Annotated in this window: 22 protein-coding genes; 11 read left to right on the top strand and 11 right to left on the bottom strand. The window is 67.5% G+C overall.

All coding sequences use genetic code 11. The features are described from left to right. Positions 1-18: 18 nt before the first annotated feature. From AC11WY_RS11755 to secG, 3 genes are all read right to left on the bottom strand, one after another. Positions 19-1,041, bottom strand: a complete 1,023-nt coding sequence (locus AC11WY_RS11755; protein WP_482925636.1) for a ParA family protein — start codon at positions 1,039-1,041, stop codon at positions 19-21. 64 nt (positions 1,042-1,105) lie between these two features. After that, entirely contained in the window at positions 1,106-2,749 is a 1,644-nt protein-coding gene (locus AC11WY_RS11760) for a CTP synthase (protein WP_482925638.1), read from the bottom strand. Positions 2,750-2,913: 164 nt separating this feature from the next. Further along, entirely contained in the window at positions 2,914-3,345 is a 432-nt protein-coding gene (secG, locus tag AC11WY_RS11765) for a preprotein translocase subunit SecG (protein ID WP_482925640.1), read from the bottom strand. Between the two features lie 253 nt (positions 3,346-3,598). Between secG and AC11WY_RS11770 the strand changes: the two genes are divergently transcribed. Beyond that, positions 3,599-4,774, top strand: coding sequence for a hypothetical protein (locus tag AC11WY_RS11770; RefSeq protein ID WP_482925642.1), 1,176 nt, complete (start codon positions 3,599-3,601; stop codon positions 4,772-4,774). 39 nt (positions 4,775-4,813) lie between these two features. Here the strand turns inward: AC11WY_RS11770 and AC11WY_RS11775 are convergent, their stop codons facing one another. Continuing rightward, entirely contained in the window at positions 4,814-5,212 is a 399-nt protein-coding gene (locus AC11WY_RS11775; protein ID WP_482925644.1) for a DUF6524 family protein, read from the bottom strand. A 166-nt stretch (positions 5,213-5,378) separates the two neighbouring features. On the opposite strand from AC11WY_RS11775, the gene AC11WY_RS11780 reads away from it, so the two are divergent. Beyond that, positions 5,379-6,671, top strand: coding sequence for an adenylosuccinate synthase (locus tag AC11WY_RS11780; RefSeq protein WP_482925646.1), 1,293 nt, complete (start codon positions 5,379-5,381; stop codon positions 6,669-6,671). Between the two features lie 4 nt (positions 6,672-6,675). Continuing rightward, entirely contained in the window at positions 6,676-6,903 is a 228-nt protein-coding gene (locus tag AC11WY_RS11785) for a DUF2842 domain-containing protein (protein WP_482925648.1), read from the top strand. A 61-nt stretch (positions 6,904-6,964) separates the two neighbouring features. Here AC11WY_RS11785 and AC11WY_RS11790 read toward each other — a convergent pair whose 3' ends face one another. Next, positions 6,965-9,457, bottom strand: coding sequence for a hypothetical protein (locus AC11WY_RS11790; protein WP_482925650.1), 2,493 nt, complete (start codon positions 9,455-9,457; stop codon positions 6,965-6,967). 141 nt (positions 9,458-9,598) lie between these two features. Here AC11WY_RS11790 and AC11WY_RS11795 point away from each other — a divergent pair, with 141 nt between their 5' ends. Continuing rightward, positions 9,599-10,303 carry a thiamine diphosphokinase gene (locus AC11WY_RS11795; RefSeq protein ID WP_482925652.1) on the top strand — a complete coding sequence of 235 codons (705 nt, stop codon included), beginning with the start codon at positions 9,599-9,601 and terminating at the stop codon, positions 10,301-10,303. Here the strand turns inward: AC11WY_RS11795 and AC11WY_RS11800 are convergent. From AC11WY_RS11800 to AC11WY_RS11815, 4 genes are all read right to left on the bottom strand, one after another. Then, positions 10,209-11,168: a DMT family transporter gene (locus tag AC11WY_RS11800; RefSeq protein WP_482925654.1), complete on the bottom strand. Its 960-nt coding sequence runs from the start codon at positions 11,166-11,168 to the stop codon at positions 10,209-10,211. The two genes, AC11WY_RS11795 and AC11WY_RS11800, sit on opposite strands and share 95 nt — an antisense overlap. 79 nt (positions 11,169-11,247) lie before the next feature. Then, a complete protein-coding gene (locus AC11WY_RS11805; protein WP_482925656.1) occupies positions 11,248-11,601 on the bottom strand; it encodes a hypothetical protein in 354 nt (117 codons plus the stop codon). A gap of 78 nt (positions 11,602-11,679) precedes the next feature. Then, on the bottom strand, positions 11,680-12,678 hold the full coding sequence (locus AC11WY_RS11810; RefSeq protein ID WP_482925658.1) for a capsular polysaccharide export protein, LipB/KpsS family: 999 nt from the start codon (positions 12,676-12,678) through the stop codon (positions 11,680-11,682). After that, positions 12,679-13,008 (bottom strand): TfoX/Sxy family protein, encoded by a 330-nt coding sequence (locus AC11WY_RS11815; RefSeq protein ID WP_482925660.1) that lies wholly within the window; start codon positions 13,006-13,008, stop codon positions 12,679-12,681. 123 nt (positions 13,009-13,131) lie between these two features. Between AC11WY_RS11815 and AC11WY_RS11820 the strand changes: the two genes are divergently transcribed. Genes AC11WY_RS11820 through AC11WY_RS11835 form a run of 4 tightly spaced genes read left to right on the top strand, consistent with a single transcriptional unit; the run spans position 13,132 to position 17,741 of the window. Then, on the top strand, positions 13,132-13,869 hold the full coding sequence (locus tag AC11WY_RS11820; RefSeq protein WP_482925662.1) for an RNA methyltransferase: 738 nt from the start codon (positions 13,132-13,134) through the stop codon (positions 13,867-13,869). A gap of 49 nt (positions 13,870-13,918) precedes the next feature. After that, positions 13,919-15,064, top strand: a complete 1,146-nt coding sequence (gene ctaA / locus AC11WY_RS11825; protein ID WP_482925664.1) for a heme A synthase — start codon at positions 13,919-13,921, stop codon at positions 15,062-15,064. Further along, positions 15,061-16,530, top strand: coding sequence for a carboxypeptidase M32 (locus AC11WY_RS11830; RefSeq protein WP_482925666.1), 1,470 nt, complete (start codon positions 15,061-15,063; stop codon positions 16,528-16,530). The genes ctaA and AC11WY_RS11830 overlap by 4 nt, the downstream gene beginning before the upstream one ends. Further along, the gene (locus AC11WY_RS11835; RefSeq protein ID WP_482925668.1) at positions 16,527-17,741 is read left to right on the top strand and encodes an MFS transporter; all 1,215 of its coding nucleotides are present in this window, start codon (positions 16,527-16,529) and stop codon (positions 17,739-17,741) included. The genes AC11WY_RS11830 and AC11WY_RS11835 overlap by 4 nt, the downstream gene beginning before the upstream one ends. A 104-nt stretch (positions 17,742-17,845) precedes the next feature. Here AC11WY_RS11835 and AC11WY_RS11840 read toward each other — a convergent pair whose 3' ends face one another. Then, the gene (locus AC11WY_RS11840) at positions 17,846-18,643 is read right to left on the bottom strand and encodes an enoyl-CoA hydratase (protein ID WP_482925670.1); all 798 of its coding nucleotides are present in this window, start codon (positions 18,641-18,643) and stop codon (positions 17,846-17,848) included. Positions 18,644-18,762: 119 nt separating this feature from the next. On the opposite strand from AC11WY_RS11840, the gene AC11WY_RS11845 reads away from it, so the two are divergent. Continuing rightward, positions 18,763-18,996 carry a hypothetical protein gene (locus tag AC11WY_RS11845; RefSeq protein WP_482925672.1) on the top strand — a complete coding sequence of 78 codons (234 nt, stop codon included), beginning with the start codon at positions 18,763-18,765 and terminating at the stop codon, positions 18,994-18,996. Here the strand turns inward: AC11WY_RS11845 and AC11WY_RS11850 are convergent. Continuing rightward, positions 18,940-19,311, bottom strand: coding sequence for a bactofilin family protein (locus tag AC11WY_RS11850; RefSeq protein ID WP_482925674.1), 372 nt, complete (start codon positions 19,309-19,311; stop codon positions 18,940-18,942). The genes AC11WY_RS11845 and AC11WY_RS11850 overlap by 57 nt on opposite strands. A 220-nt stretch (positions 19,312-19,531) precedes the next feature. Here AC11WY_RS11850 and AC11WY_RS11855 point away from each other — a divergent pair, with 220 nt between their 5' ends. Then, entirely contained in the window at positions 19,532-20,503 is a 972-nt protein-coding gene (locus tag AC11WY_RS11855) for an agmatinase (protein ID WP_482925676.1), read from the top strand. Continuing rightward, positions 20,500-22,170: an amidohydrolase gene (locus AC11WY_RS11860; RefSeq protein WP_482925678.1), complete on the top strand. Its 1,671-nt coding sequence runs from the start codon at positions 20,500-20,502 to the stop codon at positions 22,168-22,170. Before AC11WY_RS11855 ends, AC11WY_RS11860 begins: the two co-directional genes overlap by 4 nt. Positions 22,171-22,469: the final 299 nt, after the last annotated feature.

A 22,469-nucleotide genomic window follows, 5' to 3' on the forward strand; every position in this document is an offset into this window, starting at 1 on the left:
GGGCATCCCTTGCTTCGCTCACCAGAGCAATTTAGCCAGCGTATCCACGATTTCACGGTCCTCGTCCAACTGATCCTTATTGACCTGTACTCGTTGTGTAGCAACACTTAAGGTGCCCGATTGCATGTTTACAAATGGAGTGCCTCGAGCAAACGCTACCACCCCCGCCGTCTGAAAATCTTTGACGTTGAACACTCCATCGTTCAACTTCGTGAACGTAAAGAAACTAGGAGATGATTTCAAGAGCGCCTTGATATCGTCGTCGATTCCGTCAAGCACTGCCGAATAGCTCTTTGCAACTTTGATGTACTGCGTCAGTCTGTTTTTGGCGATCAAGTGAACCTTTGGTAGCGGGAGAGACGCAGCGCTCATGCGAGACTGGAAGTTGTGCCGAGCGTAAATATCCGATGGCAATGCAATTCCATATATGAGGCTCAAAGCGTTTTGAATCCCGCGTCGTGAAGAGTCGTCCGCAGTTACGGGCAGTACCAAACGTTCACAGGCGGCCAAAGCTATTTGCGTATACATCGAAAAGCTTGGATTCATATCCACAAAGCAAAAGTCAAATTCATCAATGCTCACTTCTAGGAAGTCCCTCAGCCAACTCACTACCATACCCCAACTATCGGTGCCGGGGAGTTGTGTATTCGCCAGCGTGGAAACCGCATTTGCCTGCAATTCTAACAGTGGGTCACCAGCAAGCAGCGACACATTCCTTGGGATTGATTTGTTGAATTTATGCGGGATAGAGATAAAACTACCAGTTGCAGTACCGGAGGGATCGAAGGGCTTCGGCATTCTGGTTTGGAAGTATCCACCAATAGAACGCCTTGGAATGCTTCCGTGAAGAGATAGTAGGTTCTGGCCGCCGTGATTTTCCTGTCCACCCAATAGCAATTCGCTCAGGTTTGCCTGTGGGCAGACATCCGCCACAAGTATCCTCGATTCGGGGTTTTGCGCTGCAAACGCACATATGGTCTGGAAGGACAGACTAGTCTTGCCCGTGCCGCCTTTGTTGTTCCAAAATCCAAGTACTTTCATGCCAGCCTCCAATGTCCACTTTGAACACATACCGGATGAAAAGTTACTTGTAAAGGTAGAATGTCTACACCAGCCGGTTCACCTCCACCGCCGCCCTTATGAAATCCGCGAACAGCGGATGCGGTGCAAACGGTTTCGACTTCAGTTCCGGGTGGAACTGCACGCCGATGAACCAGGGGTGGTCGGGGATTTCGACGATCTCGGGCAGGCGGCCGTCGGGGGACATGCCCGAGAAGATCAGGCCGCAGCTTTCCAGCTTGTCGCGGTAGCGCAGGTCGACCTCGTAGCGGTGGCGGTGGCGTTCCTCGATCGAGGTTTTGCCGTAGATCGCGGCGACGCGGCTGCCGGGGGCGAGCGTGGCGGTGTAGGAGCCCAGGCGCATGGTGCCGCCCTTGTCGTCGCCCAGCTTGCGTTCCACCACATGGTTGCCCTGAATCCATTCCTTCAGGTGGTAGACCACCGGCGTGAAGCGTCTGCGGCCCGCCTCGTGGTCGAATTCCTCGCTTCCCGCGTCGGTCACGCCGGCCAGATCGCGCGCGGCCTCGATCACCGCCATCTGCATGCCCAGGCAGATGCCGAGGTAGGGCACGCCCTTTTCGCGGGCGAACTGGGCGGCCTTGATCTTGCCCTCGGTGCCGCGCTCGCCAAAGCCGCCGGGCACGAGGATGGCGTCGAAGGGCTCCAGGTACGGCGCCGGGTCTTCGCGTTCAAAGATTTCGGCGTCGATCCATTCCGCCTTCACGCGGGTGCGGTTGGCCATGCCGCCATGCGTCAGCGCCTCGGCGATGGATTTGTAGGCGTCTTCCAGTTGGGTGTACTTGCCCACCACGGCGACGCGCACCTCGCCCTCGGCATGGGTCAGCCGGTCCATCACGTCTTCCCAGCGGGCGAGGTTGGGGCGCGGGCTGGGCGAGATGCCGAAGGCGTCCAGCACGGCCTGATCCAGCCCCTCGCGGTGATAGGCCAGCGGGGCGTCGTAGATGGTCTTGAGGTCGGGCGCGGCGATCACGGCGCTTTTGCGGACATTGCAGAACAGGGCGATCTTTTCGCGTTCCTTGTCGGGGATCGGGTGTTCGGAGCGCAGCAGCAGCACGTCGGGGGCAAGGCCGATGCTTTGCAGTTCCTTGACCGAGTGCTGGGTCGGCTTGGTCTTCAACTCGCCCGAGGCCGCAAGGTAGGGCACCAGCGTCAGGTGCATCAGGATGCACTCGCCGCGCGGGCGTTCGTGGGTGAACTGGCGGATCGCCTCGAAGAACGGCAGGCCCTCGATATCGCCGACGGTGCCGCCGATCTCGCACAGCATGAAGTCGACCTCGGCCTCGCCGATCTTCAGGAAGTCCTTGATCTCGTTGGTGACGTGCGGGATCACCTGGATCGTCTTGCCAAGGTAGTCGCCGCGGCGTTCCTTCTCCAGCACGTTGGAATAGATGCGGCCGGAAGAGACGCTGTCGGTCTTGCGCGCGGCGACGCCGGTGAAGCGTTCGTAGTGGCCGAGGTCAAGGTCGGTTTCCGCGCCGTCGTCGGTGACGAAGACCTCGCCGTGTTCAAAGGGCGACATCGTGCCGGGATCGACGTTCAGGTAGGGGTCGAGCTTGCGCAGCCGGACGGAGTAGCCGCGCGCCTGCAACAGCGCGCCAAGCGCGGCCGAGGCCAGCCCCTTGCCGAGCGAGGACACCACGCCGCCAGTGATGAAAACGTAACGTGCCATGCGGATGGACCCCCGTGAAAGTTCCGGTTCAAGGAATGCGATTCGCGGCCTGCGCGGAACAGCATCACGGGATTTGACTCATAGTCCAAATCCGGCGCGACCGCAAGCGGACCGCAAGATGCAGTAATCAATTGGCGGGCGCGATCAAAGGCTAGTGGATTGCCTCAGTTGCCAGCGCGGGGCGGTGCGGCGGGCGCATCGGCTGGCGCGGCGGGGGCCGTGGTGTCGGGGGCCGGTGCGGTGCCGGTCGCGGAGGGCGGCAACAGCTCGCCAGGCGCGGGCAGCGTGGATTTCGGCAGCGGGGCCGGGCCGGTGGTGGTGGCCGGGGCGCTGCTGGTCGGCTGATCGACGACCGAGCCCACGCTGGCCTGGCGCGCCGCAAGGACGGTCAGCGTCACCGAGGTGGCGAAGAAGCCCGCGGCGAAGATCCAGGTCAGCTTGGCCAGCGCGGTCGCCGCCTGCCGCCCGGTCATCACGCCGCCACCGCCGCCACTGCTGCCCATGCCAAGCCCGCCGCCTTCCGACCGCTGCAACAGCACGACGCCGATCAGGCAAAGCGCCAGGATCAGGTGGATGACAAGGACGACATTTTCCATAGCGCCGGGGCTCCGCTGGCTTCGGACGGGGCTATTTAGGCGCATGCACTCCGTGCCGCAACCCCTGACGTTGGGGTGACGCAGGTCGGGCAGTCAGCGCGCCTGAGGTGGAGCGGGCGCGAACGCCACGTCGGAAAACCAATTCCAAATAGAAAACTGGCTTGCACCATGTTATTGTCGATATTCACGGAAACGTGATCTGATTCGGTATTTTACTTGCATCTCACCTCTTCCTTGTCGTTGGGAGGAATTCATGCATGCTTCTAGAATTGGCGCGGCATTTCTTGGGTTGCTCTCGCTCTCTGCGTGCAGTCTGCCCAAGGACAGCGTAGAGCAACAATATGACGCCGAGGTGCGAAAACTCGACCTGATCCCTGTGTATCCGCCCAGAGAGGATTTTCAGGTCGGCGATGTGTACCTGGAAATTGCACGGAAACTTAAGCCGGGTGAGATCGCAGGGCCGCTGGACTCCGAGGAGATTCGCGTCGGGAACATCGCGGAAGTATTTTCCGACGCGCAGAAGAACCTGAACGGGCGGGTTTCGTTCAGTGACACCACGGTGACCGGGACCGCTTTGGATATCAAACAGTTGGACCTCCCGAAGGGGCGGCTGGAACTCTCGGCGGGCGCCGCCACGAATGTTCCACTACCAGCGGTCGCGTTTCCGTCAATCAGTGCAGACGCAGGCACAAACTTCGGTTGGGCCAACGTGGGCCCGGCCTTTCTTGGCGGGTTGTTCAGCAGCAATCGAACGACGGTCACTGTCGACTTTGGCGACGTGCGCAGCTACGCAGCGTCCAAGTTTAGAGTTGCCGCAGACCTGAGTGGGCAGATCGAGAAGATGATGCCTCCGAAGCGGCCGGAGGAATGCCGACGCGCGGTCAAACTCCTGTTCGAGCGCTTTCAGGACAAGCGGCGGCGAGCGGGCGATGATCCGTCCAAGCCGATCGACGTGGTTCTGGACTACAAGGTCGTGACGCTCGACTATTTGACCCGTGAGATCAATTTCAGCTATCAAAACGCCTCTATCCTGGCCTTGGCCAAGCAATCCGCTGCGGTTGCGGGGACGGGAGGCGCGAGCTATGGACCCACGGTCGTCGTCGGAACCACAACGACGACCGACGCCGCGGCTACGGCAACCAGCGCGTTGACGGCCCTTCAGAAACAGAATGTGTCCGGGCTGGACGCAGCGTTTTTCGACGCAAGGGGAATTGTGCTCAAACGCCCATTCCAAAGGCCGGTCACGGTTGCCTACGATGCGCTGATCGTGGATTTCAAAGGCAATCAACCTGCGCCTTTCAACGAGGACAAGCTTCAGGTTGTCTGTAAACTCGGACTTGAACCCTATCCGCGAAACCCCGCCCCCGTAAGTATGAGTCCGGGTAATCGCTATCAAAGCGTGATGGCTCCCGCAGTTTCTTCTAATTGACGCATCTTATTCAATCCATCACCCCTGACGTCGCCGCCCTCACTCCTCGTGTTCGTCGACGTCGACGCGGCCGGTCAGCGCCTGGTGCAGGAAGCCCCAAGAGAGGCCGATGCCCAGCACCAGCGACAGCGCAAAGATGCCAAGCCAGAGGTTGAGGTCGGAGTTGCTGAGCAGCAGGATGCCCTGATCGTGCAGCACCCAGATCAGCGAGCCGAACACGGCGAAGACCATGATCACGCCGAAAGTGCCGATCGAGCGCAGCGTGGCGCTGAGGTAGATGACGTAGCCGAGAAAGAGGATCAGCCCGAAGAACACCGACAGCGACAGATTGCTGGTCTGGTTCGCCTCGACCCAGCGGACATAGTTGAACGGCGTCGGGTTGAAGGTGGCAGCGAGAAGCACGAAGGCGAAGAACCACCGCAGGAATATGCCCGTCATTCGCCCTCCCCGGACCTGTCACGCAAATATCATTTGGTTACCCTCACAAGGCGCGCCCTGTCCAGCGTTCCGGGCCAACCATCGGGAAGACGCGACGAAATAGTGGTTTCGCGGCCCGGTCCGGGGGGCTATACCGCGCTTCGGTTTCAGGCAACGCGAGGGGCGAATGGCCAACGTCGTGGTGGTGGGCGCCCAGTGGGGCGACGAAGGCAAGGGCAAGATCGTCGACTGGCTGTCAGAGCGGGCCGACGTGATCGCGCGGTTCCAGGGCGGGCACAACGCCGGCCACACGCTGGTGATCGACGGCGTGGTCTACAAGCTGTCGCTGCTGCCCTCGGGCATCGTGCGGGGCGGCAAGCTCAGCGTGATCGGCAACGGCGTCGTGCTCGACCCCTGGGCGCTGCTGGCCGAGATCGACAAGCTCGCCGGGCAGGGCGTGGTGGTAACCCCCGGGAACCTGCTGATCGCCGAGAACACGCCGCTGATCCTGCCGATCCACGGCGAGCTTGACCGGGCGCGGGAAGCGCAGAACGCGGTTGCCAAGATCGGCACCACCGGGCGCGGCATCGGCCCGGCCTATGAAGACAAGGTGGGCCGTCGGGCGATCCGTGTCGCCGACCTTGCCGACGCGCCGACGCTGGACCTGCGCATCGACCGCTTGCTCACGCATCACAACGCGCTTCGGGCGGGCCTTGGCCTTGACCCGATCGACCGCGCGGCGCTGACGGCGGCGCTGCTGGAGGTTGCGCCGAAGATCCTGCCCTTCGCGGCCCCGGTCTGGAAGGTGCTGACCGAGGCGCGCCGGGCGGGCAAGCGCATCCTGTTCGAGGGCGCGCAGGGCTCGCTGCTCGATGTCGATTTCGGCACCTACCCCTATGTGACCTCGTCCAACACCACGGCCGGCATGGCGGCCAGCGGCACCGGGCTCGGGCCCACCGCGATCGACTTCGTGCTGGGCATCGTGAAGGCCTACACCACCCGCGTCGGCGAAGGCCCGTTCCCGACCGAGTTGTTCGACGCCGACGGCGACACGCTCGGCCGTCGCGGGCACGAATTCGGCACCGTCACCGGGCGCAAGCGCCGTTGCGGCTGGTTCGATGCGGTCCTGGTGCGCCAGACCTGTGCGACCTCGGGCGTGTCGGGCATCGCGCTGACCAAGCTGGACGTGCTCGACGGGTTCGAGACGCTGAAGATCTGCACCGGCTATGAGCTGGACGGCAAGACCTGGGATTACCTTCCCACCGCCGCCAACCTTCAGGCCCGCGTCAAACCGATCTACGAGACGCATCCCGGCTGGAGCGAAAGCACCGCGGGCGCGCGCAGTTGGGCCGACCTGCCCGCCGCCGCGATCAAATACGTCAAGCGCATCGAAGAGCTGATCCAGTGCCCGGTCGCGTTGCTGTCGACCTCGCCCGAGCGTGACGATACGATCCTCGTCACCGACCCTTTCGCGGACTAGGCGCATGGCCCTGAGTTACAAGGCGCGGCGGCGCTGGTCGCTGGTCATCCTGCTGGTCGGTCTGCCGCTTTACATCGTGGTGGCGGTCACGCTGGTCGGTCTGCTCGACCGGCCGCCGGTCTGGCTGGAACTGGCGGTCTACGTCGGGCTCGGCTTTCTGTGGATGCTGCCGTTCCGCTTTGTCTTTCTGGGCGTCGGCCAGTCCGACCCGGACGCCCCGCCCGAAAAGTGACAAAGGCGGCCGGGTTTCCCCCGCCGCCCGATACTCGTGACGACACCCACTCGTCTGGCCGTCAGCGCGCGATCTTGCGCGCCTCGGGCAGGTAGCGAGAGGTTTCGGCGATGGCGAACTGGCCGCGCTTCACCTTCTGAATCTTGCCCTGCCGCAGCAGCATCCCGAAGCTGCGCAGGCTCTGTTCGCGGCTGACCGGGGTTTCCGCGGCGGCGGCGGCCGAGCGCAGGATCTGCGGGCGCGAGAAGGTGGGGCGACCCTCGACACAGGCGGAATAGGCGGCGGCGGCTTCCAGCAGGTCGGGCAGTGCGGTCGCGCCGATGCGTTCGGCAAACTCGGCAAAGCTGCGCGAGTCGGCGAAGATGTTGCCGGTATCGCCTTCCGCCTCTTCGGCGTCGTCCTCGGCTTCTTCCAGCGCGACGATGTTCGACGCCGCGATGCGGCGCGGGCGGATCACCACGGGCTCGACCCGGCCGGGCGCGTCGATGCGCTGCTCGGACACCAGCACCAGCGGGGCCGGGCGTTCGGGCTGCACCACCGGGCGGGTGGTCGGGGCGGCGGGCGCCGACGGGCGGCGCGGGCGCACGGCCTGGGCCAGATCGTCGCGGTAACGGTCAAGCTCGGTCGGGGCGGTGCTGTCCGCCGGGCCGTCACTCAGTTCCCTTTCGGCCTCGGTCGCGGCGACGGCGGCCTTGAGGTGCGAGAGCGTGGCCTGACGGCGGCGGGTCTCGGGCTCGCCCGCCTCGGTCTCGGCATGCTGCATCAGGCGGTCGACCGCGTTCGGATCGGCCTCGACATTGCCGCCGAGGAAGCCCTGGCGGGTCTGGCCTTCGCCAACCTTGGCAGCGACTTTCGCGGCCCCACTCAGACCGGCCGCCGCCAACGCGCCGGCAGCGAGATCGCCGATCCGGACCGACAGCGGCGTGCGCGCCGGGGCAGGTGCTTCCGGGGCGGCGGGTTCGACCGGCGTCGCGGCGACGGCCTCGGGTTCCGCTGCGACTTCGGGTTCCGCCGCGACTTCGGGTTCGGCCGCGACTTCGGGTTCCGCCGTGACTTCGGGTTCGGCCGCGACTTCGGGCTCGGCCACAACTTCGGGTTCCGCCGCGACTTCGGGTTCCGCCGCGACTTCGGGTTCCGCCGCAACCTCGGGTTCGGCCGTGACTTCGGGTTCCACCGCGACTTCGGGTTCGGCAATGGCTTCAGGCGCTTGCGGCACTTCCGCGACAGGCTCCGCCGCCAGTTCGCGCTCGACCTCGGCCAGTTCGGCCTGGAGTTCGGCTTCCTGTTCGGGCGTCAGGGTCGACGCCGCCACGGCGGTTTCGACCACCGGCGCAGCGATCACCTCCAACGCGGCTTCGGCTTCCGCCTTCGCCTCGGCTTCCGCTTTCGCCTCGGCTTCCGCTTTCGCCTCGGCCGCCGCCTTCACTTCGGCTTCCGCCTTCGCCTCGGCCGCCGCTTTCGCCTCGGCTTCCGCTTTCGCCTCGGCTTCCGCTTTCGCCTCGGCTTCCGCTTGCGCCTCGGCTTCCGCCTTCACTTCGGCTTCCGCTTTCGCCTCGGCTTCCGCTTTCGCTTCGGCTTCCGCTTCGGCCGCCGCCTTCGCCTCGGCTTCCGCTTTCGCTTCGGCTTCCGCTTCTGCTTCCGCCTTCGCCTCGGCTTCCGCTTTCGCTTCGGCTGCCTTCGTCGCCGCCGCGGCCTTGGCCTCGGCGTCGCGTGCGGCGGCGGTTTCGGGGTCGAGGTGTTCGGTTTCGATCGTCGTGCGGCCGCCCGGCTGGTCCGACTCGATCCGGCGCACCTTGATGACCCGGGCGCGGGTGCGCGGGGCGGCGTCGGGTGCGACCGGTTCCGGCGCGGCGGGCGCTTCGGTCACCGGCTGCGGCGCGGGTTCGGCCGCCGCGTCGAGCGAGAAGGTGGCCATCACGGCGCTGATCGTGTCTTCGAGGTATTGCACGGGTTCCGCGACCGGTTCGGCCGCCGCAGCGGGCGCCGCGACAATCGTCGGCTCTGCCGCGAAGGTGTCCTCGACCGTAAACACCGCCTCCTCGGCGGCCAGCTCGGGTTCGGCCGCGGCGGCTTTCACCACCACGGGCTCGGCGACCGGCGCGGGCTCTTCAACATCCTCGGCCAGTTCGGCGTCTTCGGCGGCACTCGCCGCGCGGGCATGGTCGACGGCGGCACGGATGCGTTGCAGCTTGGCGGCGATGCTTTCGGCGGCGGGCGGCACGGCTGCAGCGGCGGCGGGGGCGCTGACGGGGGCCGCTTCCACGATGGCGGGGGCCGGGGCGGCGAGCGGGGCCGCCGGAGCCTCGGCCCGCAGCACGACGCCATGTTCCTGAATCTTCGCCTCGACCCGGCGCTGGATCTCGCGCTCGGCGATGCGGTGCAGCATGTCGGCATCGGGGGTGGGCGGTTCGGCGCCGAAGTAGCGATCATCGGCCGCAAGGTCGCGGAAGTATTCGGCAATTGCCTTCATCGTCGAGAATGGCTCGTCGAACCCCTCCAACGTGCAGGAGAAGGTTCCGTAAGATACCGTGAGGATCTTGCTTGCACCGACCATCGGAAGCTCGCTTTCTGACAATTCCAGTTCGATCAACTTTGCCCGACCGGGGGAACAATTCCGTGCACAGACGCGGGTAATTTCAAGGATTGATTGTGGCCACCGTTGTGCACCCCTGCCTTATTCGGTGACAATGATTCCATGAAACGGATGATTGTCCAGTCACGCTCCGGCGTCACCCTGGTGGGCGGCGGGCAGGCGACCCCGGCGTTGCTGCGGGCCGCGCTGCGGCTTGCGCCGCGTCTGGTGGCGGCGGATGGCGGCGCGGACCGGGCCTTGGCGGCGGGGCTGATGCCCGAGGCGGTGATCGGCGACTTCGACTCGATCAGTGCCGCGGCGCGGGCGCGATTGCCCGCCGCCGCCCTGCACCGCATCGCGGAACAGGAAACGACCGACTTCGACAAGGCGCTGCGCAGCATCGACGCGCCCTTCGTGCTGGCGGTGGGGTTTTCCGGCGCGCGGGTCGATCACACGCTGGCGGTCTTCAGCGCGCTGGCGCAGCACGCCGAGCGCCGCTGTCTGGTGCTGTCGGCGCAGGATGTGTGCTTTCTGGCGCCGCTGTCGCTGACGCTAAGGCTGAAGGTCGGCGCGCGGCTGTCGCTTTATCCGCTGGGGCCGGTGGCGGGGGAAAGCACCGGGCTGCGCTGGCCGATCGGTGGGCTGGCGTTCGCGCCCGACGGCCGGATCGGCACCTCGAACGAGGTTTCGGCGCCCGAGGTGCGGCTGACCTTCTCGGCGCCGCGGATGCTGGTCATCCTTCCTCGGGCAGCGCTGCCTCCGGCAATAGCGTCGCTGGTCCCGGATCATCGGCCGGACGGCGGGCCAGCGCGCGTTCGCGGTGGATGATGTAAAGCCCCGAGGCGCAGATGATGCCGATCCCGGTCCAGGTCAGCGCGTTCGGGAAGTCGCCGAAGACGAGGTAGCCGAAGGTGGCCGCGCTGACCATTTCCAGATAGTGCAGCGGCGCGAGGGTCGAGGCGGGGGCCAGCCGCAAGCCAAAGCTCATCGACATGTGCGACACCGTCGCGGCGAAGCCGACGCCGAACAGGAACGCCCAGACCAGCGGCGCGGGCATGTCGAAGGCCAGCGACGGGATCTCTGCGCCGGTCGCGATCAGCATCACCGGCAGCCACAGCAGGGTGGCGACGATGGCGGTGTGCGACTGCATCGCGATCGGGTGCATCAGCGGCGCCAGTTGCCGCGTGATCAGGATGTAGAGCGCGAAGAACAGCGCGGTGCCCAGCGGGAAGAAGGCGACCGCGCCGAAATGGCTGAAACTCGGCTGGATCACCAGGAGCGCGCCCAGAAAGCCCACGGTGGCGGCGCCGAGGCGGCGCGGCCCGACGTGTTCCTTGTAGACCAGCCAACCCAGCAGCAGGATGATGAACGGCTCGACGAAGGCGATCGCCAGCGCATCGGCGATCGGCATCTTCTGCACCGCCGCCACGAAGCAGTAGGTGGACAGGATCGAGACCAGCGCGCGCATCGTCGTCAGCCAGAGCACGCGCGGCGACATCCGGAAGCCCTGGCCCGACCAGACCACCATCGGCGCCATCAGCACGGCCTGCACGACAAAGCGGGCCAGCGTGACCTCGCCGACCGACACGCTTTGCGCGCCGAGCTTCGAGAAGACGTCGATCAGGGGGGCAATCGCGCAGAACCCCACCATGAAGGCGACGCCGAGGGGGATGCGGTCGGCGGGCTTGGTCATGCGGCGTGGGTAGCCGTCGCACAGCCCCCGGTCGCGTCCGTTTGCGACATCGACGCCGTCAGGTCACTGGGCTGTCAGGTCACTCGGGCGTCAGGTCTTCGGTGCCGCTGCCGTCCTGCCCGGCGATGGTCCAGAGCCCGCTGAGCGTGCCGTCGCCGTTGACCTTGTAGATCACCAGCCCGACATCCTTGCCCAGCACATAAGCCGCCGCAAAGGCGTCGCCATTGCGCGAACAGATGCCGGTCGAGGTGCTGCCGCCGGTGACCCACTTGATCGTGCAGGTGGTCTGGCTGATCAGCGTGATGGTGGCGGTGCCGGTGTAGGCCGAACCGTCGAGGTTGGTGCCCTGCACGGCATAGCGGCCGCCAATGGACTGCGCCGCGGCGGGCAGGACCGATACCGCGAGAAGTGCTGCGGAAAGCATCAGTTTCATGGCGAAATCCTTTGTGCGGAACGCTGCGGGCGAGGCGTTCCGGAATGCTGGGCCCGGACGCCGATTCCGTCAATCCGCTCAAATCGCCCCGGTGGCCAGGCAGGCCGCCCAGACGCGGGCGGCGAAGTCCGGCGCGGCGGGCTGGAACTGGTGCTGGCGCAGGAACCAGTAAAGGAAGGCGTCGTAGGGAAAGGCGGCGAGCCGGGCCGGGGCCTCGCGCAGGCCTTCGGTCAACGCGGCCGGGGTGCGCGCGACAAGGGTGGCGGCATGGTAGTCGCTGATCGCGCAGATGATCACCGGGCGATGCTGCACCAGAGCCTCGAACCCGGCGGCGGAGTTCTGGGTGACGATTACCCGCGCGGCGGCGGCGATGTCGTGCAGGCTGGCGGCGGTGACCTGCACGCCGCGCAGGGTGGCGGCAAGGGCGGTCAGCCGCGCGGCGGTATCGGCCGATTGCGCCGGGTGCAGCTTGACCAGCACCGGCGCGCCGCCCGCCGCTGCGGCCGTGACGCGCAGCATCGTCTCGCTGGTCAGGTGGTGGACGGGGGTGCCATAGCTCTCGATCTCCTGCACGAAGATCGCGGCGTAGGCCGGGGGCAGCGGCGCCCGCGCCGCCTGCGGGAATTTCGAGACGTTGGCGGCGACGAGGCGGTCGCGCAGTTCGCGCACAAAGTCCGCTGCCTCTTGCGGGTCGATCCCCTGCGGGTCGAAGGTCAATTGACCAAGCGAAGAGCGGTAGTTGACCCCCTGCGGGTCGAGATACCAGAAGCCCCACAGATAGCCGGGGTGGACGTGCAGCACGTTCGGCGCCACCGGATGGCGCGGTCCGATCAGCAGGTGCAGCCCGCGCTGGCCCAGCAGCCGCTGCGAGGCCGGGCGTTCGGCCTTCACCAGCAGCGGCTGCACCGCTTCGGCCCGCGCCGTGGCGGCGAGCTTCACGAAGAAGTCGAAACGCCCGCCCATCACCGCCGCGTGCCAGCTTTCGGCGGCATGGACGATCAGCCGCCGCCGCCCGGCGTCGAGGTCGGCGATGCGGCCGACGGGGTCATAACCGCCTTTGGGGGGCTGGTCGGGCACTTACTTCGGCGGCTGGGCGCGGGCGGTCGCCACGCTCATCGCCATCAGGCTGGCGCGGGTGGCGTCGTCGCCGGTCGCCTCGGGGTCGGCTTGCACCAGACCGGCCATCGGCTTGCCGGTGAAGGTCATCTCGCCCACGCCGGGCAGGGCCTTTGCGGCGGCGTCATTGCCCTTGCCGACCCGGAACATCGCGCCGCCCTTGTGCACGCCGCAGACCATGTTGCCGTCCAGCAGGAAGCAGAGCCCGCCGAACATCTTCTTTTCGGTGAGGCCGGGCAGCTCCTCCAGTTCGTCGCGCATCAGTTGCGCCAGCCCCTCGTCATAGGCCATGACGCCCCTCCGCTTGCCTTGCCGGTGGCCGCAGCGTATCAGGCCGCGACCCGCCGTTCCACGCCGAAGGTGCCCATGCCAGAGTCCGGGCCAGAGCCCATGCCAGAGCCCATGCCAGAGCCCATGCCAGAGCCCGCCGTCATCCTCGTGCGCCCGCAGATGGGCGAAAACATCGGGGCGGCGGCGCGGGCGATGCTGAACTTCGGGCTGACGAAGCTGCGCGTGGTGGCGCCGCGCGACGGCTGGCCCAACCCCAAGGCGGTCGCGATGGCCTCGGGCGCCAGCCGGGTGCTGGACCTTGCGGGCCGCTTCGACACGCTGCCGGAAGCCTTGCGCGACTGCCACTATGTCTTTGCCACCACGGCGCGCGGGCGCGAACTGACCAAGCCGGTGATGACGCCCGAACGCGCGATGGCACACGCCCGCGCGCTGGCGGCCGAGGGCAAGCAGGTCGCCATCCTGTTCGGCCCCGAGCGCACCGGGCTGGAAAATGACGACGTGGCGCGCGCGGATGCCATCATCACGGTGCCGGTGAACCCCGATTTCGCCTCGCTCAACCTCGCGCAATGCGTGCTGCTGGTGGCCTACGAATGGCGCCGCCTTGCCGCCGGACTGCCGCCCGAGGCGATGGCGCTGGCGGGCACCGACTTTGCCACCGGCATCGAGATCGAGAAGCTGGGTGACCATGTCGAGGATGTGCTGGACCGCGCCGGGTTCTTCTTTCCGGTCCCGAAGGCACCCAGCATGAAGGTCAACCTGCGCAACATGTGGGGCCGCCTGCCGCTGACGCGCGCCGATGTGCAGACGCTGCACGGGATGCTGCGGCAGATCGTCCGCGGACGCGACGGCGGGCCGACTTGAAGGCGGCGGGGGCGGGGCCTACTGTTCCCCCCGCGCGAACGGAGGCAGCATGGCTCAGAAACGCATGATATTCGAAGAGGTCGGCGGCAAGACCGCCCCGACCCCGCAAGGCAGCCTGATCAGCGGCAAGGGGCAAGGCGCCCGCCGCGCGATCCGGGCCTGGCTGATGCTGATCTTCGCGATGCTCACCACGATGATCATCGTCGGCGGGCTGACCCGGCTGACCGGATCGGGCCTGTCGATCACCGAATGGAAGCCGGTCTCGGGCGCCTTGCCGCCGATCGGGGCGCAGGCCTGGGTCGACGCCTTCGCGGCCTATCAGCAAAGCCCGCAATACCTGATCGAGAACAAGGGCATGACCCTTGACCACTTCCAGACCATCTACTGGTGGGAGTGGAGCCACCGCCAGCTTGGCCGCAGCATCGGGCTGGTCTGGGCGATCGGGTTCTTCGGCTTCTGGGCGGCGGGGATGATCCCCACCGGCTGGCGCGGGCGGCTGTTCCTGTTGGGCGTGCTCGGCGGCTTTCAGGGCGCGATCGGCTGGTGGATGGTCGCCTCGGGGCTGACCGGCGACGTGACCGCCGTCGCTTCCTACCGGCTCGCCACCCACCTTGGCATCGGCTTCGTGATCCTCGGGCTGACGGCATGGTTCATCCTGCAGATGTCGCGCAGCGAGGCCGCATTGCTGCAAGCGCGACGGCAGGGCGAACGCAAGCTCTTCGGCCTCGCTACCGGGGTGATGCACCTGGCGTTCCTGCAGGTGCTGCTGGGTGCCTTGGTCGCGGGCATCGACGCGGGCCGCAACTATCCGACCTGGCCGCTGATGAACGGCCACGTCTTCCCCGAGGATGCGTTCAAGGTCGATGGCGCGCTCTGGCGGGCGTTCTTCGAGAATGCGGGCCTCGTGCAGTTCGTCCACCGCATCACGGCCTATCTGCTGGTGGTCTTCGGCCTGGTCGTGGCGATCCGCGCGCGCCGATCCTCGCACGCCGCCACGCGCGGCGCCTTTGCGGCGATGGCGGCGATGCTGGTGCTGCAGATGACGCTGGGCATCTTCACCGCGCTTTATGCCGCGCCGCTGCACATCGCCATTGTCCACCAACTGGGCGCCGTGCTCCTCTGGGTGCTGATCCTGCGCGCCCGCCATACTGCGCGCTACCCCATCGTGGGCTCGATCCGAAAGGGAACCGCATGACCGCCTACACCCGCCTGATGGCCTTCCAGCGCGAGACCGAGGCGCTGGGTCAGATCGCCGGCCGCCTGGGCTGGGATCAGGAAACCATGATGCCGCGCGGCGCCGCCGATCAGCGCGGCGAGGAGACCGGCGCGATCGAGGGCGTGTTGCACGCCCGCCGGTCGGACCCGCGCATCGCCGAATGGCTGGAGGATGCCGCGCCGCAGGACGATGTGGCCCGCGCCAACCTGCGGCTGATCCGCCGCAGCCACCTGCGCGCGACCCGCATCCCCGCCGATCTGGCGCAAGAGATTGCCCGCGTCACCTCGGTCGCGCAGGGCACCTGGGCCGAGGCGCGCCGGGCCGAGAATGTGGCGCAATTCCTGCCCACCCTGACCCGCGTCGTGGACCTGAAGCGGCAGGAGGCGGCCGCGCTGGCGGCCAACGGCGACCTTTACGACGCGATGCTGGACGACTACGAGCCCGGCGCCACGGCGGCCAGTGTCGGCGCGATGTTCGACGGGCTGCGGCCCCGGCTGGTGGCGCTGCGCGAGCGGGTGCTGGGGGTGCCGACCCCCGCCGCGCTGGATGGGCATTTCCCCGCCGAAGGCCAGATGCGGCTGGCCCGCACGCTGGCGCGGGCCTTCGGCTATGACTGGTCGCGCGGGCGGCTGGACCTTGCTGTCCACCCGTTCTCGTCCGGTTCGGGCCATGACGTGCGCATCACCACCCGCGTCGTCGAGGCCGAGCCGTTCAACTGCGTCTACTCGACGATCCACGAAACCGGCCACGCCTGCTATGAACAGGGCATCGACCCCGCCTATCTGCTGACGCCGCTGGGGCAGGGCGTGTCGATGGGGGTGCACGAAAGCCAGAGCCGGATCTACGAGAACCAGCTTGGCCGGTCGCGCCCCTTCACCGGCTGGCTTTACGGGCGGATGGGCGAAACCTTCGGCCCGCTGTCCGTCCCGGAGGCCGACGCCTTCCATGCGGCGGTGAACCGGGTGCAGCCCGGCTTCATCCGGACCGAGGCGGACGAGGTGCATTACAACCTGCACATCATGCTGCGCTTCGATCTGGAACGCGCGCTGATCGGCGGCGGGCTGGAGGTGGCGGACCTTGAGGCGGCCTGGAACGCCCGGTTCCTGAACGATTTCGGGGTGGCGGTCGACAGGCCCTCGCACGGGATGTTGCAGGATGTGCACTGGTCGGTCGGCCTCTTCGGCTATTTCCCGACCTACACGCTGGGCAATGTCTATGCGGGGTGCCTGAACCGGGCGATGCGGGCGGCGGTGCCGGGGGTGGACGGCGCACTCGCGCAGGGCGACGCGAGCCCGGCCACGGCGTGGCTGCACCAGAATGTGCAACGCCACGGCGGGCTTTACGAACCACGCGAGGTCATCGCGCGGGCCTGCGGCTTTGCGCCCTCCGAGGCGCCGCTGCTGGACTACCTGGAAGCCAAGTTCGGCGAGATCTACGCATTGTGAGCCGCGCCGCCGCGCCTTCGGCCGGGGGCCTTGGCGTCTGGCTGATCGCGGCGGGCCAGACCACCGGCTACGCCACGCTGAACTTCGCCTTTGCCGCCCTTCTGGTCGCGCTGAGCGATCCGGTGACCGGCGCGCAGATGCCACGCACCCTGCTGGCGGCGGGGCCGACCGTCGGGTTGATCCTTGCCGCGCTGATCGCGCCGCGCATGGGGCGGCTGGTCGACCGGGGCCGGGGCGCCACGCTCTTGCGCTACGGCCCGCTGGTCGGGGCGGCGGGGCTGGCGCTGGCGGCCTTTGCCGAGGCGCGCCCGGCGGTGTGGATCGCGGCCTATCTGCTGATCGGCCTTGGTCAGGCGACGACCCAGTTCGAGACCTGCTTTGCCCTGCTCACCCGCCGCCTTGGCGCCTCGGCGCGCGGCGCCATCGTGCGGGTGACGCTGGTCGCGGGGTTTTCCGCGACGATCGCCTTTCCGCTGGGTGATGCGCTGGCGCGCAGCCTGGGCTGGCAGGGCGCGCTGCTGGCGCTGGCCGCCATTGCGGCGGGGGTGACGATGCCGCTGAACATCCTTGGCACTGCGCTGGTGCAGCGCCGGGTCGGGCGCGAAGTGCCGGACCCGCCCGACCCGGCGGGCGCCAAGAGCGCGCTGCACCGGGCGCTGCGGGATGGCGCGTTCTGGCGGCTGGGTGGGCTGATCGGCCTGATCTGGATGAACCACGCGATGCTGACCACCTTTGCGCTGCCGCTGTTGGCCGGGCGCGGTGCGCCGCATGGCATCGCGGTGATGCTGGCGGCGGCCTTCGGCCCGGCGCAGGTGGCGGGGCGGGTGATGCTGGTGCTGGCGGGCGAGGATATGCCGCTGGGCCGCGTCACAGTCTGGACGCTGGCGGGCTTCGTGCTGTCGTCGCTGCTGTTGCTGGCGGGTCACGGGGTGCCGACGCTCTGGCTGCTTTACGCGCTGGCACAGGGCGGGGCGGCGGGAATCGCCACCATCCTGCGGCCGCTGCTGGCGGCCGACATCCTCGGGCGCGAGGGCTTCGGCGCGGTCTGGGGCGCGCTGTCGGTGGCGCCGCTGCTGGCGCAGGCGATCGCGCCGGTGGCGGGGGCGCTGTTGCTGAGCATCGGCGGCGGCGCGGTGATCGCCGCCTGCCTCGCGATGGCGATCGGGGCGCTGCTGCTCGGCCTCAGCCTGCGCCAGCGCATCCACGGCTGAGGCCCGGAATCGGTGTCAACGTCGGTGTGTTTTCGGTGCAAAATCGGTGCGTTTTCGGTGCCCAGATTTTCCTTTCCAGCCAATGCCTTGCTGGGCGTTTTTCATCAGGCGCCCGGCGGCCAGTCGGGATGCCGCTTTTCGATGAACGCGCTGATGCCCTCGTCGGTATCGCGCCAGAGCATGTTCTGCACCATCACGGCGGCGGCATGGTCATAAGCCTCGGCCAGCCCCATCTCGATCTGTTCGTAGAACGCGCGCTTGCCGATCTTCACCGCCGCACCCAACTTGCCCGCGATGGTCTCGGCCAGCCAGGTGGCCTCGTCGCGCTCGGTTCCCTTGGGCACCATGCGGTTGACCAGCCCGATCTGCTCGGCCTTCGCGGCGTCGATCATCACCCCGGTGGTCAGCATTTCGAAGGCCTGCTTGCGCGGCACCACCCGGCTGAGCGCGACCATCGGGGTCGAGCAGAACAGCCCGATATTCACGCCATTCACGCCAAACCGCGCGACTTCCGACGCAACCGCGAGGTCGCAGCTTGCGACCAGTTGGCAGCCGGCGGCGGCGGCGACGGCATGAACCTCGGCGATCACCGGTTGCGGCAGGCGGATGATCTGCTGCATCACCGCGGCGCAGCGGCGGAAGAGGTCGGCGAAGTAGCTGCGGCCGTGGTCGTCGGCCTGCCGCCCGGCCTGCATCTCCTTCAGATCATGGCCCGCGCAGAACGCCTTGCCCGCACCGCGCAGGATCACCACCTTGATGTACGGCTCGCCCTCCAGCCGGGTCAGCGCCTCGGACAGCGCCGCCAGCAGGGCATCCGACAGCGCATTGAGCGCCTCGGGGCGATTGAGGGTCAGGATCGCGATCGGGCCATCATCTTCGCGCAGCAGGATCGGTTCGGTCATGGTTTCACTCCTCCGGTTTGGCGAAACTCTAGTGCCGCAACCGGACAGGGGGAAGGGGATGGCGCCTGTGATGGCCGAGGCCGCGCTGACCGCGTTTCCGGCGCGGGAGTCTTGCGCAGGTGGCCGGGGATTTCGTCGTGGAGGACGTGCGGCGCCACGACACGCGCATCCGGGGGGCGGACCGGCCCCTGCGCCCCGGTGACACGGTGTCGGTCCCGCCGATCTTTGCGCTGGCCGATGCTGCGGTGGATCTGGCGCTGCTGGCGCGGACCTGTTCGATCCCGCCGCGCCGAGCTTTACTTGGTGGCGTGCTTGAACTTGCCTTCGATCTCGGCGCCGTTCTCGATCACTAGCGTTTCATAGGTGACCTGAACCGAGGTGACGGAGGTCGAGCGCAGGGTGAACTGCACGCAGCTTGCGCTGCCCGACAGGTGGCCGCGCACCTCGACGGATTCGGCGCGGATCTTGCCGGTGACGGTGCCTTCGGTGCCGATCAGCAGGGTGCGGGCGTCGATGTCGCCCTGCACGTCGCCCATCACCTCGACCACGCCGGTCGTGCTGATGTTGCCGGTGATGCGAAGATCGGAACTCAGCAGCGACCGGGTGCCGGAGGCCGCTCCGCTGCGGACCGCAGGCATGGCGTCGCCGTCGGCGGATTTCGTGAACATGCTCATCTCTCCTCGTCGGGGCGCGGCGCGGCGCCACCCGTTCCGATCCCGGTTAGAAGCCCAAGCCCGGCAAAGGGTCAAGTCTGGAAGTGCGGCGCTGCCGGTTTCGTGCCGCTTTCCGGCTGATTTCCACCTGTTCCTTGTCGGGAATGCGCTTGCGAGCCGTGGGCGGCTGCGGAAGAGTGGCGGGCGAAGACGATCCCCACGACAGGAGACCCGCGTGGCCGACCCAGCGTTCCGACCCGTCTCCGGCTTCGACCTGCCGCGCTATGCGGGGGTGCCCACCTTCATGCGGCTGCCGCATGTCGGGCTGGACGATGCCCGACTGGCACAGGTGCAGATCGGGCTGATCGGCGCGCCCTGGGATGGCGGCACCACCAACCGCCCCGGCCCGCGCCATGCGCCGCGCCAGATGCGCGATGCCTCGACGATGATCCGCGCCGGACACGGCATCACCGGCATCCGCCCGTTCGAGCTGGTGAACTGCGCCGATCTGGGCGACGTGGGCCCCAATCCGGCCGACCTGGCGGACACGCTGGCCCGGATGGAGGCGTTCTATACCCGTGTGCGCGCGGCGGGTATCCTGCCGCTGACGGCGGGGGGCGACCATCTGTGCACGCTGCCGATCCTGCGCGCACTGGCCAAGGATCGCCCGCTGGGCATGATCCACTTCGACAGCCACACTGACCTCTTTCACAGCTATTTCGGCGGCACGATGTATACCCACGGCACCCCCTTCCGCCGCGCGGTGGAAGAGGGGCTGCTGGACCCGCTAAAGGTCTGCATGATCGGCATCCGCGGCTCGGTCTACGACATGGAAGACCGCGACTTCGCCAGGGCGGTCGGCATCCGGGTGATCCCGATCGAAGAGTTCCACGCCCGCGGCCCCGAGGACGTGATGGTCGAAGCGCGCGCGATCGCGGGGGCGGGCGAGACCTATGTCAGCTATGACATCGACTTCGTCGATCCGGCCTTCGCGCCGGGCACCGGCACGCCCGAGGTCGGCGGCCCGAATTCGTGGCAGGCGCTGAGCGTCGCGCGGCTGCTGCGCGGGGTGAATGTGGTGGGCGCCGACCTTGTCGAGGTCTCGCCGCCGTTCGATGCCTCGGGGGCCACGGCCTTTCTGGGCGTGAGCCTGATGTTCGAAATGCTCTGCGTGATGGCCGAGCGCCTGGCCGAGGATGCCCCATGACCCCTGACCTGATCATCACCAATGCCCGCGTGCTGACGATGGACCCCGACCGCCCGCGCGCCGAAGCGGTGGCGATCGGCGGGGGCCGCATCCTCGCCGTCGGCAGCCGGATCGAGGTGGAGCGGCTGGCCGGACCGGGCACGCGGGTGATTGACGCGCAAAGCCGGACGCTGCTGCCGGGGTTCGTCGAAAGCCACCTGCATCTGGTGATGGGCGGCGCGGAACTGGGGCATCTGCAACTGCACGGCGGCCACGGGATGGCGGCGATGACGGCGGCCTTCCGCGGTTTCGCGGCGGAACACCCGGAGCGGCCGCTGCTGATGGCGCAGGGCGCGGATTACGCGATGCTCGACCACCCGGTCAGCCGCCACGACATGGACGCGATCATCGCCGACCGGCCGATCGCAATGACGGCGCATGACCATCACACGGTCTGGGCCAACACGGCGGCGTTGACGGCGGCGGGCCTGCTGCATGGGCTCGCCACGCCGCGCGGGCATGAGGTCGTGATGGGTCCGGACGGCCTGGCCACCGGCGAACTGCGCGAGTTCGAGGCCTTCGCGCCGATCATCGCGCTGGGCGGCGAGGCGCGTCTGGGCCTTGGCATTGCCACCGGGGGCGAGCCCTCGCCCTGGCCCAGCGACGCGGAACGGGCGATCGACCGCGCCAAGATCGCGCGCGGGCTGGCGCATTGCACCGCACATGGCATCACCTCGATGGTGAACATGGACGGCAACCGCTACACGCTGCAACTCTTGCGCGAGATGCAGGGGCTGGGCGATCTGACCGCGCGGGTCAAGGTGCCGTTCCACTTCAAGCCGTACATGGACCTCAAGGAACTGGCCCGCGCCGACGAGATGACGCGCGAGTTCGACGACGACTGGCTGACCTGCAACTTCGTCAAGATGTTCATGGATGGCGTGGTGGACAGCCGCACCGCCTACATGCTGAACGACTATCCCGACCAGCCGGGCCATCGCTCGGAGCCGCTGTTCCCGCCCGCCCGCTTTGCCGAGATCGCGACCGAGGTCGACCGGCGCGGGATGCAGATCGCCGTGCACTCGATCGGCGATGGCGCGGTGCGCACGGTGATCGACGGCTACGAGGCGGCGCGCAAGGCCAATGGCCCGCGCGACAGTCGCCACCGGATCGAGCACATCGAGCTGATCGACCGCGCCGACATTCCCCGCCTTGGCGCGCTGGGCATCGTCGCCTCGCTGCAACCGCCGCATCCGCCGGGGGCGATGGAGTTCGGGCTGGAGCCGACGCTGACCCGCCTCGGCCGCGCGCGCTGGAAAGACGCCTACCTGTGGAAGAGCCTTGCCGATGCGGGGGCGCCGCTGGCCTTCGCCTCGGACTGGCCGGTGACCGACGTGAACGTGCTGCGCGGCGTGCAGGCGGCGCTGACGCGGCAGCCCTACGCGGCGGACTGCACGGATGAACGGGTGGGGCTGCGCCCGACGCTGACGGCCTATACGGCGGGCGGCGCCTGGGCCGCGCACCGCGAACACCTGACCGGGCGGCTTGTGCCGGGGCTGGCGGCCGACCTCGTGCTGCTGGGCGCCAACATCGAGGTGACGGACCCCGGTGAGGTCGGCGCGATGGGTGTCGCGCTGACGGTCTGTGGCGGGCGCATCACCCATGCCGGGGCGGGATTCGCCGCCTGAGTCGGCGGATTCGGGGCGGGAATCGCATTCTATCAACGGCTTGGCCGAAAGCCCTGTGGGTAACTCGGCCAAGTGGCGGAACGGCAGGGCGGGTCGACGCAAGAAACCCCAAGAAACATTGGGGCTGACAAGAAATCGTCACGAAGCATGATTTTTCTTCTTGCGGCCATCGTTCGGTGGTCCTAAACACCGCCTCACCGAAGCGGAAGCGACGGTGCAGCGGGGCGGACGGAAGCGGAAGCGGAAGTTGGTTTCGGTGTTTGGAGATGAGGATGGCGGGCGCGCCGCGAGTAGAAGTG

It is taken from the genome of Solirhodobacter sp., from assembly GCF_964715405.1.